Raw genomic sequence first — 14,585 nt, forward strand, 5'->3', positions numbered from 1 at the left:
TTTTTTAGATATGATGAACAAGAGCAGATATTTTATTATCGCAGTTTCATTTTTTGGTTGGCTGGCTTGTAACAGGGTCAGTAACACGAATGAGGAAGCAAAAGCAACAAAGAAACCTAATATTCTAATTGCCATCAGTGATGATATGTCATGGATAGATATGAGTTTCATGGGCAATGAAGCCGTGAGTACGCCTAACATTGATGCACTCGCCAAAGAGGGGATGGTATTCGAAAATGCCTATTGTTCTACCCCTTCCTGTACGGCCTCCCGTGCTGCATTTCTGACCGGTAGAAATGGCTTCGAATTGGAGCAAGGCGCTGTTTTGTGGGGTTTCTTGCCCGATAAATTCAAGACCTACACCGACTACCTTGAAGAAGCAGGCTACAAAGTAGGCTTCACAGGAAAAGGTTGGGCGCCTGGCAAACTGCATGCTACCAACCGTAAGCATAATCCGGCAGGTGAAGAGTTTAACGATTCGAAATTTTTGCCTTTCGTAGAGTTGGGTAATGAAGGGTCAATTTGTGATATCGATTATATCGCCAACTTCAAAACTTTCCTTAAAGGCAAGCAGGAAGATCAGCCTTTCTGTTTCTGGTATGGATCCAAAGAACCACACCGTGGTTACGTGCGTGGTATTGGCGAAAAAGCAGGGATGCAGACCTCGAAAGTGAAGCTTCCAGACTTCTATCCTCAGGATGAGGGTATGCGCTCAGATGTATTGGATTACCTGTTCGAAATTCAGTGGTTTGATACCCAAATTGGGAAGATTGTCAACCACCTGAAAGAGATTGGAGAATATGATAATACCTTGATCATCGTTACGGCAGACAACGGTATGCCTTTCCCAAGAGCGAAGTCGAATTTGTATGAAGCAGGTACACACATGCCTTTTATCGCTGTTTGGAAAAATAAAATTATTCCTGGAAAGAGTATCTCCGATTTAATCAGTCAAATTGATGTGGCACCGACCGTAATGCAAGCAGCAGGATTGGAAATCCCAAAAGAAATGACCGGTAAAACGTTGATGCCTTACTTTGAAAAAGCAACCAATCAGGTAGCGGCTAAAAGCCGTTCGATCATTACCTACCGTGAGCGCCATGCGTGGAGTTATGCCGATGGCAAAACCTACCCAAGCCGTGCGATCCGCAAAGGAGATATGTTACTGATTTGGAACATGGAACCACAGCGCTTGCCTGCAGGTATTGAGGACGGAAGCGTTTCTTTCAATAATTATGCTTTCGGGGATGTGGATAATGGGCTATCAAAAGACATTTTGATGTCTTACAAAAACCGTCAGGGACAAAGTCACTTCTTTGATCTGAGTTTCGGTTTACGTTCAGAGTATGAATTGTATAATGTGAAAGAAGATCCCTTCCAGTTGAAAAACTTAGCGGCTGAAGCGGCTTATCAAAAGCAGTTTGAAAACCTTAATACCGAATTGGTAGATTACCTGAAATCACACAATGACATGCGCGTTTTGGGCAAAGAAGAGGTTTATATCAACACACCTTATTACAGCACCAAAGGTATCGAGTCAGGTGGAATTGATCCAAGCGCTTTCGAGAAATTATCAGCCGAAGAGCAACAAAAACTGCAAGATGCTGAGCGTCAAAAACTGAAAAAGAATACGCATAAGATAGATAGTTTATTTGGGATGGGAGCATCATATTGGGGGATATGATGCTTGTGTGAAAGCACAATGATCAACCACGACCACACCTTTTCGGAGGTGTGGTTTTTTTGATCGACAGGTTCAATTACTTTGTTTTTAATACGATGATAAGGAATATATTTTTTCTGATTTTTTTATGTGTTACATCAACACAAATATTTGCCCAACAAGAGGGGAGAAAGGTCAAGACCAATAGATGGGCAATGGATATTCATCCTGATGGTTATATAAAAAAATTGACTTTCCATGATTCAGGACATGAATTCACTTTCAACCATAAGGAGTTTATGGGACCGTCTTGGTATCTGAAAATAAATGGTAAGGAAGTTGAGATGCCACAACCCAAGTACGCTGATGGTGAATGGGTAACGTCTTACGATTACGTTGATTTCGGCATTTCATTTTCGGAGCATAAAGGCAGACCAATGATCACGGCACGTATCAAGTCTAATCGACCGACGGCCTTTCAGCCAACAACGGCAGGACTGAGAATGGGCGTGGACACCTATATGGATCATTTTCCTTATTGGAACAAGAAGACTTTTCCAACGCTTTTGAGAGCGGAGAAAACACACTTTTGGGGATATTTGATGTCGCCAGAAGGCAAAATATTGAGTATCAATAGCCCTGATCCTATCGCCTCATGGAGTCATGAATATACCAAAAAGTGGGGGCAGCCACCGTACTGGTTTTTCGGGCACCGCATTGCGTCAATTAACCTTGATTTGATCAATGCTTTGCCATTGCCAAGCCGTCACCCTCAGCATCTGTACCAAATCGAAGCAGGGCAAGAGCAGGTATTCCGCATTTATCTTGATGAGGTAAAATCACTAAATGATCTTCAGCATAATGTACAGGAACTGACCGAAGCGCCTGTTATTAATTTACCTATCACGGCTGGGATTGCTACATCAGCCATAAATTTCGAGGTGAAAGGAGCGTGTTCGCAGGTGAATATCATTGACCCTTCGGAAAATACAACCGAGTTGAAAGGGCAGGGACAATTCAGCTTTGCAGAGACTGATCAGGCCGGAGCATATCATATTATTGCTAAAAATGAGGTCGGAAAAACAACGGAGGCTTTGTATTATGTCCGCAAGCCATACAGTTGGTACATGCAACAGGCAATGACTGCCGTTTTGGATTATCCGCAAAAAGCATCCATGACCCATTGCGAAAGTTGGTATGGGTTTTATTCCACTTATGCCGGGGGGAAGCATTTCCCAAATCATCCTTCAGTACAAAAAGCGGATGAGCAATTTCATGCTATTTACCCGATCATTTTCGATACACTGAAGTTTGAGCCTAAAAAACACGGCTTCCGTATTCAGAATGTTAGCACGATCATCGGAGTCTTGGTCGACCGATATCAATTGTACAATGATCCGAAAGACCTCGATGCGGCGGTGAAATATGCAGAATTTCTTTTGGCAAGTCAATCCAAAGATGGTGCTTACCGAGCACGATCGACCCACTACACCAGTGTCATCTATATTGCCAAAAGTTTGATGGAACTGCTCGAAGTGTTGGATGGCAGAGCAGCTTATGCCGCAGATTACAAAAGGATTTTCAAGTCGGTAACTCGGTCGATGGATGAATTAGCGGCCAATGGTGCCAATATTCAAACCGAAGGTGAGCAAACCTTCGAGGATGGCATGATTTCCTGTTCGGCTGCGCAGCTGGGACAATTTGCCTTGATGTTTCCCGAAGGAAAAAAACGGGAAAGGTACAAAATGGCAGCCCTCGATCTGCTTGATCAGCACCGATGCCTTGAGCAGTTGATGATCCCTGATGCACGTATGCGAATGGGATCGATGCGCTTTTGGGAAGCACAATATGATGTGCTGATGGCCAATAATTTCATCAATAGCCCACACGGTTGGTCGGCATGGACAACCTATGCACAATATTATGCTTATTTGCTGACAGGCGAACACAAGTATCTGCAAAATACTTTCAATGGTCTAAATTCGGGTGTGCAGAGCATCGATCTTGAAGGTAAACTACACTGGGGCTTCATGGTGAACCCTTATGTAAAAGTTACCCAGATGAACAGAAATATCGAAGGGGCAAATCCTTTGAATGTACCAGGTCAACACTATAATGCCTTTGATTATTCACATGATACCTACACCATGGGCGAGGGCTATGTGAACATGGTCAGTGACTGGTTTTTTGGTAATTCCAATGATAACGATGTACATGAACACTTTAAATGTCTGGCTGAAATCGCTTTGGATAAAGCCTATGTTTTTGAAAATAGACAGGGCAATTTGGAGGCTTATAACTGTCAGCTAAATTACCTGAAGGAACAAGGATATTATGAAATTAAATTAGCTGATCAGACGGTATCCAACATTCATATGAACCTGCGGGAAAACCATCAATTTAAAGTAGGAAATCAGAATATCGATGGGAACAAAGGTGCAGCATGGTATATGTTGAAGTCTTCCTCTTCAGCAAAAAAATAATTAGATCATGATCAATAATCTGTTGAATAAAATATTTATAAGCCTCAGCTTACTTATTATGTGTGGGACACTTACGGCTAAAAACCGTAAGTTGCCCAACATCATTGTTTTTATTGCTGATGACGCAGGGATGGATTTGGGTGCTTATGGCAATCCCCACATCAAGACGCCAAACCTTGATCAGATGGCGGCAGATGGAATCCTAATGAAGAAGGCTTTTTTGACAACGGCACAATGTAGCCCGTCCCGTACAAGTTTGCTTTCAGGGAAGTTTGCCCACACCATCGGTACAGAAGATTTACACGCACCACTACCCGAGGCGGTCAAACTTTTGCCGTCCTACCTCAATGAAATGGGCTATTTCACCAGTCTTTTGATGAAGAGCCACCTTGGAACAAATGGCGATCAGCAATTTGATTACCGTGGGCCTGGGCATGATGTGAATGCCTTCTGGATATACCGTTCATATTGACACCCATTTTATTGCAATATTTTCATGAGGAAGATGCAAATGAAATCAGGCGGATTTTTGAGCAGAAATATGAATTGACATCTTTGGTTTGATGCAGAACAGAAGAAACTAATTCAACAGGTCGGATAGATATGGTGATGAAAGAGGCGAGGCATTGGATCAGATTCATAAGAAAAAATATTACGAACCGTATTTGAATGATGGTCGGAAGATTGTGCTGATCGGGATGCACTTTAATGAAGAAGAGCGGAATTTGGATTGGTTTAAGCCGGAGGAGTTGAAAATCGATTAAGAGCGGTAACAATTAGCAAAAATCCGCTTCTGAAAAATCCCTGCTATTGTTTTTCTTGTCAGGAACACATAGCAGGGATTTTTTTTCAAGCTAATGTAACAAGCGAAAAATGAGGATGCGCCTGATTAACGAATCCTCATTATCTTAATTGGGATGTTATAGATACTCCGCTCCCCAAGATTTATTCGGAAGACTGTCCAGCTTCAACTCGAGGATACCTCCTTTCATGATGGTTTCATGTTTGATTTGTGGCTTGTTCAGGACTTTACCGTTCAGCTTGGCTGACTGAATGTATTTGTTTCTCTTGCTTGCCTTTGGGGCTTTGATGGTAAAGGTATTACCATTGGTTAATTGAATGCTCGCTTCCTCAAAAATAGGACTGCTGATATCATAGACTGGAATACCGGGAGTAACAGGGTACAGGCCCAAGGATGAAAAGACAACAAAGGACGTCATGGCGCCACCGTCTTCATCTCCAGGAATACCGAAGATGTTGTCCTTGAACCATGTGTCAAGTAAGAACCTTGTTTTTTGCTGTGTTTTCCATGGTGCCCCAAAGTGGTTGTACAAATAGGGGATATGAAAAGATGGTTCGTTGCCCATCGAGAATTGTCCCACCATTCCGGTCGAATTGGAGCCATCGACATAAAACTGATTTTTCCGTTTTCCCAATGGTTCACGAAACAGTTGGTCAAGCCGTTTTTCTGCCGCAATTTTCCCTCCCAATAACGCCCTTAGCCCCTCAATATCATGCTGTACGTCCCAGGCATAAGTCCATCCATTGTTTTCATCATAATAGTCCCGATAGCCTAGTCCACCATCAAGCTTAGGGTCAATCGCGACCCAGTTTCCATTGATATCCTTGGGCATAAATAGCCGGTGTTCAGGATGCCAAAGCTTTTGATAATTTTTGCTGAATTCAAGGTATCTTTGATGATCTTCCTTTGAGAGTGCTTCACCAAGTTTACCCAAAGCCCAGAAATCATAACTCACGCCAAGGGTAACCGGTACGGGCTGTCTTTTCTCAAAATCATCCACCACCTGATCGGGCATATTTTCCTTTTCGCCCAAAGCCAAGGAAGGGAAATATCCCTGTTGGTGAAAGAAGTCATCCAAAAATGTTCTTGGATTACCCTGACGCCATGGAATGAAAGTTCTTGTGTTCAATGTGTGTGAGATTCCCTGATAGGCTTTATCGGCATCAAAATTTCGGATACCTTTATTAAAAGCATCCAAAACAATGGCTGAACTGTGGTAGGAATTCATGCACATCGTATTCCCAAAGGCCTGCATGAAGGTGGGCATCCATCCACTGCTCTGGTACATTCGGATAAATGAACTGACCATGTCTCCTTCCTGTTCTGGATTTAGGATTGTGCGTAAAGGATGATGGCTTCGGTAGGAATCCCACACCCAGTCGTCGGCATACATCGGTTGGTCAGTTTGTCGAACGGTCTGTTGGTATATGTCATAATATTGCCCTTCTTCGGTAATATCCACCATTCGTTCATAAGTTCGGTAGAGGGAAGTGAAGAAAGTCCTTTTTTGAGCTTCAGTCCCTCCTTTCACCTGAATTTGATTCATTTTTTCATCCCAAGCTGTTTTAGCCTGTTGGCATACCGATTGAAAATCCTTGTTTTTTATTTCTTTAAAATTACGTTTGGCCTGTTTCGGACTGATGTAGGAAACGGCGTATTTTAGGTAAAGCTCTTCTTCTTTAGGGGATGATATCGCCAACCAATCTTTGTGCTCTTCAACCTTTAAATGGATCGGTTGCTGATTAGCATCAACAAACTCCAGGTGGGCATAAACCCTCAATTTCAATACGCGGGGATCTGGTCCGCGATCCCGATTAATTATTGTCTCGGAGAGGGCGTAACTATTTGGGGATAATTGTCTGAAACTTAAAGATCTCTTGCCTTGAATGATCAGATTTCTGTTGGTATTTTCCTGAAAGTCTATTTTATAGATACCACATTTTTTGCCGGGGGTAAAGGAAATTTTGATGTCGTCTTCAATTAAGTATCCTTCATACAGCCACGGCTGGTACGTCTCAAGATCATGGTCAACGATCATGGACTGTTGCTTCAATTGATCAAAGCCGGAAGCCCCTGCTTTAATCCGCATCATGCCCGGACGACGGTGGGCATACACCAACATCGGAAAGGCCTCTATTTCGTCTGACAGATAATCTTTCCGAACAGGGAACATGCGTACCAATTGATTGGGTTGGTGCATGGTCGGGAAGGTAGGCACTAAAAATGGCGCTACATTTCCTATCTGCGGATCGATATAGGCACTGTTTTGAACGGGTGCCGGTTTGCGATCGAAACTGCTGAACAGGATTAATGCACAGAAAATACCAAGACATGACCATTTTAAAAAAAGAGGCTGATAAATCAGTTTAAAAAAATTCTTCATCACGAACGTTTAGGTTTTACATAACACTAAAATAGCGGGTAGTCTTAAGTGAAAAATAATCGATGGTTAATTGTAATAATCACAGGATAGTATGTTTCCTGTCGGGATTGGTGTAGGGTATTGTCGAGGGCAACCGTTATGTGTTTGTAAAATGTATTAAAAAAACATCTATTAATAATTTTAATGAGATTGGGCTAAAGGAGCTGATATTAGGCAGTTTTAAGCCTTAATTATTCTTCAAGTAGCGATTTAAGCACGGGTTAAGTGGTGATTAAGAAGGGGCGTTATCTTCGAGGCAGTAATTATTTTTAACCAAAACTGATTTTTATGAAGACGAAATCATTTTTACTATTTAGCATTATTTTTATTTTTTGTTTTGGAATTACCAATGCTCAAGATAGACCAACTACGGTTTGGAATCCTGCCGCTAATCCGGATAATGCCGACGCTACTGAAGCCGCTTGGACGGTAGAGGCCAATTGGACGGAAGGTCTGCCAACAACTGATGGTATCGTCCAGTTTAATGTCAAGGACGCAATCACTTGTTATGTGGATTCCAACATCAATATTTTCAAATTTGTCCTGGGTGACGGAGGAGATGAGGCGGATACAGCTCGTTTGGTGATCAAAAGCGGAGGGTCTTTAAGTACAGGAGGAGAGTGGTCCGGTGCTGCATGGACGAATGACTGGTACACGGAATTGATTGTCGAAGAAGGAGGCACTGTAAACTTTGGACAGCACTTCTGGAATGGTTGGAACGGTACTTCAGTTGTATATTTAAAGGGAGGTGATATCAACGTTAATAACATGTATGGTTCTGCTTTTGAGCCTGGAACGGTGGGTAGCGGGACTATTTTTATTGAGAAAGGATACCTGAACCTTAGTGAATTTCATCCGACACAATCGATTCCTGAGGGATCTCTGTGGAACCTGACTGGTGGCACCATTTATATTAAAGGTGACCATCGAGATAACATCAATAATATGGCGAACCTTGGACGCATCATCACGACGGGAGAAAGTGGCGATGAGGTAAGAACATTGAATATTGAAGTAACGGGAGAGGAAGGAAGCTACCTGACCACCATTACTGCCGTGGGCGATGGAACGGATCCTGAGGAGCCGGAAAACCCAGAGGAACCAGAGAATCCAGAAGATCCGCTTTCTTCAGAAAATGCCTCTGCTAAGTTTACAGTCGCTCCTAACCCAACTCAGGGTGTGATTGAACTTAGTCTGAAGGATAAAGGAGCATCGGCAGATTATACCGTGTACACCATTTCTGGCAGAAAACTGATGCAGGGTGCCATTGTTGGCGGAAGTCAAAAAGTAAACCTGGGCAGTCAGCCTGCGGGCATTTACCTGGTGGCTGTCAGTGTTAATGGGCAAATCGTAACGCATAAAATTATTAAAGAATAACTAACCAAATATTCGCATTTCCACTGAAGATCTATAAGTTAGTTGATTAATGAAAAGCTGAGGGGTAGTTGATAGTATGGCTATTCTTTGGCTTTTTTTTAACTCAAATGATTGATTATTAATAACATCTGACACCCTGTTAATAGGCTGTTAAGTGACGGTTAAGCTATCGGTGTATTTTTCCGTGGATTTTTTAAATGACCAACTACCTTATGAAAAAGAAGCTATTTTTATGGTTTACAGCCGTACTGCTATTATTGACGGTACGGCCTGTAACAGCGCAAAATACGGTTTGGAATCCTGCTGCAAACCCGAATAATGACGGACTATCAGAATCCTCCTGGCATGATGCCGCCAACTGGACGGCTGGAGTTCCGACCGCAGATGGAGGTGCTATTTTTAATGTAAAAGATGCCATCCCTTGTTTTATTGATCAGACGGTCAATGTAAAAAAGTTTGTCCTCGGAGATGGCGGAACTGGGGAAACTGCCCGCTTGGTGGTTAAAAATGGAGGGCATTTGATTACAGGTAACGAATGGTCAGGTACGGCATGGACTGCTGCTTACGAAACGGAACTGGTCGTTGAGCAAGGCGGTATTATTGATTTTGGAAACCATTTCTGGAATGGCTGGCAAGGACATTCGTCGGTTTATCTCAACGGTGGAGTGATCAATGTGAACAATATGCTCGGAACAGCTTTTGAGGACGGTACCCATGGCAGTAGCACAATACTGGTTGCCGCAGGGGAGTTGAACCTGAATGAATTTCATCCAGAGAAAACGATTCCAGAGGGATCTGTATGGAACATCACTTCGGGTACGGTTAGTATCAAAGGAGATCAACAGGACAATATTTTAAATTTGGCAAGTCTTGGCAGAATCGTTACCACGGGGGAAAGTGGTTCAGAAGATCGTCTGCTTCAGGTAGAACTTGAAGGTGAGGGCGAAACGCTAAAGACGGTGGTTAGTTCGACTGAAAACGAGGTACAGCCTCCGGTCGTACCTGCGGAGACCGTTTGGGCCCCACAGGCTAACCCTGCCAATACGGATGCAACCGAGGCTGCGTGGTCAGTTGCCGCCAACTGGACCAACGGATTGCCTGGCGAGATTACGGTGGTAAAATTCACTCAGGCAGATGCCATTGATTGTTTCATCGACAGTTCGGTAAGCATTAAGCAGTTGATATTGGGAGATGGCAATGAAGGAGATCAAACCGCCAAGTTGATCATCAAGGATAATGGATTTTTGTCCACTGCCAATGATGCCTGGTCGGGTGCGGCCTGGGCAGATAATTGGGATACCGAATTAGTGGTTGAAACGGGCGGAACGATCAGCTTCGGTCAGCATTTCTGGAATGGCTGGCAAGGGCATTCGACGGTTTATTTGAACGGAGGAGTGATCAATGTGAACAATATGCTCGGAACAGCTTTTGAGGAAGGCACCAATGGAACAAGCACTATCTACCTTGAAAGCGGTGAAATGAATTTGAATGAGTTCCATCCGGAAAATTCACTGCCTGATGGCTCAGTATGGAATATTACGGGAGCAAAAATTTATATTAAGGGAGATCATAAAGCCTCCATAGAATACCTTGAATTTCAGGGTAGAATCATCACTACGGGGGAGGATGGTACTGCTGAACTAAGCCTGAAGGTGGAGATTATCGGCACGGAGGGTGATCCTATTACCCGAATTTCGGCAGTAGAGGAACAAACACCGCCAACACCAACGGTTACGGTATGGAACCCTGCCGCCAATGAAGATAATTCCGAAGCTACGGAGGCCTCTTGGAGTGTTGCCGAAAACTGGACTGCGGGCGTACCAACACCAAAAATGATCGCCAAGTTTGATCAGAAAGATGCAATTGCATGTTTTATCGATCAGCGAGTGGGTGTTCAACAGTTTGTCTTGGGCGATGGCGGTGAAGGAGCCCAAAGTGCGCAACTGATTATAAAGGATGGTGGTAGCCTGACAACAGGTGATACTTGGTCGGGTTGTGCATGGTCGAATAATTACACTTCGAGTTTGATTATTGAGGAAGGTGGAGAACTGAATTTTGGCAGCCATTTTTGGAACGGCTGGCAAGGTCATTCTATGGTTCATATCAATGGAGGGATCGTCAATGTAAACCACATGTATGCGACGGCTTTTGAGGAGGGTACCGCAGGGACAAGTACCACCTACATCACCGATGGAGAATTGAACTTAAATGTTTTTGATGCAGAAAAATCCTTACCCGAAGGCTCCGTATGGAACATTACCGAAGGGGTAGTCTATATCAAAGGAGACTATAAGGAGGCCATCAATCAGTTGGTCACTTTAGGAAGAATCCTTACAACGGGAGAAAGTGGAGATGAAGATCGATCGTTGATAGTGGATGTTTCCGGTGAAGGGGATCAGGCTTTGACAAGGATAGCGACTGAGGAGAATGGCACATCGCCTGAAGATCCATTATTTGCCGATAAAGGCAAGCAGCTGGTGGTTGCTCCAAACCCAACGGATGGCATTTTCAGTATTAATATTCCGCAGGAAAAAGTGGGTCAGACCTTCCGCATTTATTCCATTATTGGCAGAATGGTGATGGAAGGCAGCTTACAAAATACCGCTGAGAAAGTTAATATAGGTCATTTGCCTTCAGGGGTTTATTTGATTCATCTGCACGAGGGCTCAAAGCCACAAATCAGTAAAATTGTACTGAAGTAGATAATCTTTCCCTGCATAATGACTGCTAAAAATTTAAGGCATTTTTTGAAAACGATTTCTGTTTATCAAAAAATGCCTTTTGTCTTTTAAATAATTTATCCTGAAACCCTCTACGGGCCAAAGGATCTGCTTGAAAAATAAAATGGACAGTATAAAATTTTACATAAAATGATAATATGTTTATATTGTTTTATTATATTTTTGAACAGGAACAGCCCTCTAAATGGGGAAACATAATTTTTTTATATGATAAAATACTACTTTACGATCTTGTTATGTTTTGCCCTGAACAGTTCATTTGCTAAATATGGATTGCGTATTTATGGGCAGGAGTACCCGATTACTGAGCGGACCATGTGTCAGTTTTTTGTGAACCAAGCCCCTGAATTGGGAGATGGTTTTCAGATTAATTTTAACATGTCCACCATCGATGATCAGTACAATGAGTTTGGGTACATTTTCCGAGCGGTAACTGCTCAAGGAAAAAAAATGGATTTGATTTATCAGGTAGCGGATGACACCTATGTGAAAATCAGTTTGTTGCTTGGCAGTAATAAAAAAGGAGAGCTTGCTATTCGGGTAAATCGACGTGCGCTCTCCAACTGGCAACAGGTTCAGATCAAAGCCAACCTTGAAAAAAATCAATATCAACTTTCGGTCGAGGGTGTATCCAATCAGTTACAATACAATTATTTTTCCCCTGCCGACCACTTAAAATTTTATTTTGGGGTAAACGATCAGAAGGGGATAGCAACCCGTGATGCAATCAATATGAAAATCCGGCATGTAGAATTTCAGCTGGATAATGAGCCTGTGGCCGATTGGAAGCTGGATCAGGTTGAGGGGCAACGGGTTAATGATACTAATGGAGAATACACAGCATCACTAAAAAATCCAAAATGGATTAGAAAAGACTTCACTTTTTGGAAACCGTTGAGTACGCACAAGCTCAATGGTTATGCGGAGGTGGTGTATAATCATGAGCAGCAAAAGATTTATTTTGTGGGTTCAGATCAGTTATTGATAATTGATCCTGAAAAGCCCGAAGAGGCAAAGCAGGTATTCTACGACAAGCCCGTAGCATTGGAGCGTGGACACCAAAACTTTATTTATGATGAGTACCGACATGAAATAGTGGCCTATTCTGTTGATCATTTGCGTCAATATGCCTTCTCGATGAAAGAGAAAAAATGGGAGAATGAGTTTGATTTTAAAATGCCTGATCAAACGGATTACCTGCATCATAGCCGATACATCAGTCCAAATGATTCAAGTATTTATACCCTGTTTGGCTATGGGCACCATATGTTCCGAAAATCTATATCAAATTTCAAGGAAAGGACAAGGGATAAAAATACAGAGGCTTTTCCAAGATATTTGGCGGGGTTTGGTCTGAACCAAGAAAAAACCAAGGGGTATATTCTTGGCGGTTATGGTAATGAATATGGGGAGCAAAAATACAGCCCGCACTATTTCAATCAATTAATGGAGTATGATTTACCTCACAGAACCTTCAAGGTGTTGCATACTTATGATACTGCAAGATCACATGGGTATTTTGCGAGTTCAAATCAGTTAGTTGTTGGTAAGGATCATTTTTATGCTTTGCTCTTCAAAAAGAATCAGTTTCAGGGCAAATTGCAGTTATTCAAAGGAAGCATTTCCACCGATAGCCTATATGCCTTGGCGGATGGTATTCCCTATAAGTTTCATGATATCAGGTCATTTGCCGATTTATACTATAATGATAAACTCGACAAGCTGTATGCGGTAACAACTTTTTGCTCTGACAAAGAAACAAGCCTGAATATATACAGTATCAGCCTACCTATTTTTGTCCCTGAAAATGAACCGGATATTGCAGAAAATAATCAATGGTGGATACTCGCAGTAGGCTTTTTGTCATTGATATTGGCAGCCGGTGGCTATGGTTTTTATCGAAAGCACCAAGCGCCTAAATCAGTGGCGCACACACCGGAAGAAATTAAGCCGACAGAAAGCAAAACAATTGCTGAACCGGCAGCAGTCATAAAAAATCAAGGGCCCGACCGGTCGTATATCAAAATTTTGAGTGGTTTTTCCGCTTACGATAAAGACGGAAACAGCATTTCAAAAAAGTTCTCCGGTTTGAGGCAGGAGTTGTTCATTATTCTGGTGATGAATTCGGTTAATGAAAAAAATGGGATTTCCTCTGAATACCTGATTGAGTATTTCTGGAGTGACAAATCCAGTAAAGATGCGAAAAACAATAAGAACGTAAATATTTCCAAGTTAAAGGAGCTGTTGAAACTCGTTGGAGGGATGGAGATTGTCAATAATTCAGGATATCTGAAATTGAAGGTTGATGAATCGGTAGCGTATGTGGATTATGTGAAGTTTTGCCATTTGATCAAGGAGCCACAGCTTACGGATCAGAATTTAATCAAGTTGCGGGCTATCGCTGAGGGCTTAACCAATATTCGCTCATTGAATTCCAATGACTGGTACGATAAGCTCAAGTCACAGGTAAGTGCAAAATCCCTTGATTATTTTTCTGCACAGCTAAACAAAAATAGTTCGACGCTCGCCAAGCATACGATTGTAGATATCTGTTCAGCCATCCTAAAACTTGATACCGTCAATGAGCAGGCCATGTCGTTGAAGTGCCAGCATCTGGTAGAAATGGGACATCACAGTTCTGCTCGCTCGACTTATGATAAATTCATTGAAGAATACAAGACACTGTTCGATGAGGATTTCGACCTGACTTTTAAGGAAGTCTTGAAAGAAAGTTTTATTGCATAGCAAGATAACTAACAAGATTATAATAGCTGCTTCAATGATCGGAGGCAGCTATTTTTTTAAGATTTAAATCGATAACAGGGATAATATATTTTTGTAGCCAAAATTCACAGATAAGAAGTCGATAGAGGGTGTTAATGATTAATTATGTTTTGTTTAATCGCTTAAATAATTCTTTATCAGGTGTTTGCGATTGCTTGTTCTTTGCCGATTAAATTATTTATCGATCGCCTGTTGATAATTCAGATGAAAAATAAATGACCCTAAAAAGGTCATTTTGGGCTTGAAAATGGCCAATTAATGATCGGGTAACCACTCGTTAAGTTGTTTATAGGGCGGTTAATATTGGGCTAAG

The 14,585-nt window shown here is 42.2% G+C and carries 7 protein-coding genes and 1 pseudogene; 7 read left to right on the top strand and 1 reads right to left on the bottom strand.

Annotated elements, in window-relative coordinates:
• Window positions 1-10: 10 nt before the first annotated feature.
• The 4 genes and pseudogenes from AABK40_RS21365 to AABK40_RS21380 form a co-directional block, all read left to right on the top strand.
• The gene (locus AABK40_RS21365) at window positions 11-1,684 is read left to right on the top strand and encodes a sulfatase family protein (protein WP_338399191.1); all 1,674 of its coding nucleotides are present in this window, start codon (window positions 11-13) and stop codon (window positions 1,682-1,684) included.
• A gap of 194 nt (window positions 1,685-1,878) precedes the next feature.
• On the top strand, window positions 1,879-4,146 hold the full coding sequence (locus tag AABK40_RS21370) for a hypothetical protein (RefSeq protein WP_338399192.1): 2,268 nt from the start codon (window positions 1,879-1,881) through the stop codon (window positions 4,144-4,146).
• A gap of 7 nt (window positions 4,147-4,153) precedes the next feature.
• Window positions 4,154-4,618 (top strand): sulfatase-like hydrolase/transferase, encoded by a 465-nt coding sequence (locus AABK40_RS21375; protein WP_338399193.1) that lies wholly within the window; start codon window positions 4,154-4,156, stop codon window positions 4,616-4,618.
• Between the two features lie 148 nt (window positions 4,619-4,766).
• Window positions 4,767-4,910: pseudogene (locus AABK40_RS21380) on the top strand (PD-(D/E)XK nuclease domain-containing protein); the annotation flags it as partial.
• A 156-nt stretch (window positions 4,911-5,066) separates the two neighbouring features.
• Here AABK40_RS21380 and AABK40_RS21385 read toward each other — a convergent pair.
• The gene (locus tag AABK40_RS21385) at window positions 5,067-7,331 is read right to left on the bottom strand and encodes a GH92 family glycosyl hydrolase (RefSeq protein WP_338399194.1); all 2,265 of its coding nucleotides are present in this window, start codon (window positions 7,329-7,331) and stop codon (window positions 5,067-5,069) included.
• 327 nt (window positions 7,332-7,658) lie between these two features.
• Here AABK40_RS21385 and AABK40_RS21390 point away from each other — a divergent pair, with 327 nt between their 5' ends.
• The 3 genes from AABK40_RS21390 (at window position 7,659) to AABK40_RS21400 (ending at window position 14,233) form a co-directional block, all read left to right on the top strand.
• Window positions 7,659-8,747, top strand: a complete 1,089-nt coding sequence (locus AABK40_RS21390; RefSeq protein ID WP_338399195.1) for a T9SS type A sorting domain-containing protein — start codon at window positions 7,659-7,661, stop codon at window positions 8,745-8,747.
• 212 nt (window positions 8,748-8,959) lie between these two features.
• Window positions 8,960-11,449: a T9SS type A sorting domain-containing protein gene (locus tag AABK40_RS21395; RefSeq protein ID WP_338399196.1), complete on the top strand. Its 2,490-nt coding sequence runs from the start codon at window positions 8,960-8,962 to the stop codon at window positions 11,447-11,449.
• 246 nt (window positions 11,450-11,695) lie between these two features.
• Complete coding sequence (locus AABK40_RS21400) at window positions 11,696-14,233, top strand: hypothetical protein (protein WP_338399197.1); 2,538 nt, start codon at window positions 11,696-11,698, stop codon at window positions 14,231-14,233.
• Window positions 14,234-14,585 lie beyond the last annotated feature (352 nt).

Origin of the sequence: Persicobacter psychrovividus, assembly GCF_036492425.1 — a bacterium.
GTDB lineage: Bacteria > Bacteroidota > Bacteroidia > Cytophagales > Cyclobacteriaceae > Persicobacter > Persicobacter psychrovividus.